At 41.3% G+C, this 1,037-nt stretch carries 2 protein-coding genes and 1 pseudogene; 1 reads left to right on the forward strand and 2 read right to left on the reverse strand.

Annotated features, from left to right (window positions below; genetic code table 11):
• Positions 1-198 (forward strand): annotated as a pseudogene (locus DPQ25_RS14840) (hypothetical protein); the annotation flags it as partial.
• A gap of 64 nt (positions 199-262) precedes the next feature.
• Here DPQ25_RS14840 and DPQ25_RS14300 read toward each other — a convergent pair.
• On the reverse strand, positions 263-673 hold the full coding sequence (locus DPQ25_RS14300) for a type II toxin-antitoxin system HicB family antitoxin (protein ID WP_112333841.1): 411 nt from the start codon (positions 671-673) through the stop codon (positions 263-265).
• A gap of 53 nt (positions 674-726) precedes the next feature.
• Entirely contained in the window at positions 727-909 is a 183-nt protein-coding gene (locus DPQ25_RS14305; RefSeq protein WP_112333842.1) for a type II toxin-antitoxin system HicA family toxin, read from the reverse strand.
• Positions 910-1,037 lie beyond the last annotated feature (128 nt).

The following is a 1,037-nucleotide window of genomic DNA, read 5'->3' on the forward strand; positions in this document are numbered from 1 at the left end:
GAATATAACCGGCTGAACCGATTTATTGCTTCCGTGGATGATAGTCTTATGAGGCAAATTTTGAGCCTGCGTTATATCAACGGCTTTTCCTGGCAGAAAATTGCTTTTGCGATTGGTGAACACGATGAAAGCTATCCGAGGAAAAAACACAATCATTTTTTGAAATTGACCGAAATTCCCGAACAGAAAAATTTATAATCTAAGATGTTGGAATAGCTTCGTTAAAAGGAAAATAAAGCAGGGTTTAACCACCCTGCTTTTCTTATGCTGTTATTTTTAAATTCAGCTTTTGTGCGAGCCCTTCCTGCAATGCTTCTGAGAAACTGATTCCTTTTTTCTCTGCGAGGGTATTCAGCCATGCCGGAATTGTGCAGTTTTTACGAACGGCCTTTTGACCATATTTTTCCGCATAGCTGTCCATGTCTAAAACAACGAGATTCACAAAAGATTGTGGTTCCGTAATGGGAATATCCTCTCTTCTAGAAGCTTCGGGAACGGGATTTCCATCTTCCAGTTCATCCAGAACCCAGCCAGACGCGGCGTCCACAGCCATTTCAATGGCTTCGGCAAGGCTGTCTCCCTCTGTTACACAGCCTGGTAAATCAGGGAATGCAACACAATAACCGGTTCCTTTTTCTAGTGGAGTAAACAATGCTGGATATACAATTTTCATACTAGGCCCCTTCCTTTCGTCGGTAATAAAGATTTATACGAAAACAAGGGGGCTTATTTTAGCCCCGCCTGTTTCAAGATCGAGTGGACCGTTTTCTTATCAAGATCGCCGCTATGGTTTGGTATTGTTACCTTACCCGGTTTTACCGGATGTATGTAGTAATTGTGCGAGCCTCGCGCGTTCTTGAATTTCCAGCCATCCGTAAGAAGTAATTTTTCAACTTCTCGAAAGGTCATTGTCCTCACCTCTTGATTATATTATACGCATAATACGCATAAAAGTCAAGCGTTTTTCTTAAAATTTTAAATATTTTTTCAAGCTCATGCCTTATGGCGTGGGCTTTTCTTATGCTCATTTTGAGGTG

Source organism: Hydrogeniiclostridium mannosilyticum (assembly GCF_003268275.1).
Taxonomy (GTDB): Bacteria; Bacillota; Clostridia; order Oscillospirales; family Acutalibacteraceae; genus Hydrogeniiclostridium; species Hydrogeniiclostridium mannosilyticum.

Bases quoted from the DNA above. Each gene is read 5' to 3' on its own strand.
- DPQ25_RS14300 (WP_112333841.1), bottom strand. From the start codon at position 673: ATGAAAATTGTATATCCAGCATTGTTTACTCCACTAGAAAAAGGAACC.
- DPQ25_RS14305 (WP_112333842.1), bottom strand. From the start codon at position 909: ATGACCTTTCGAGAAGTTGAAAAATTACTTCTTACGGATGGCTGGAAA.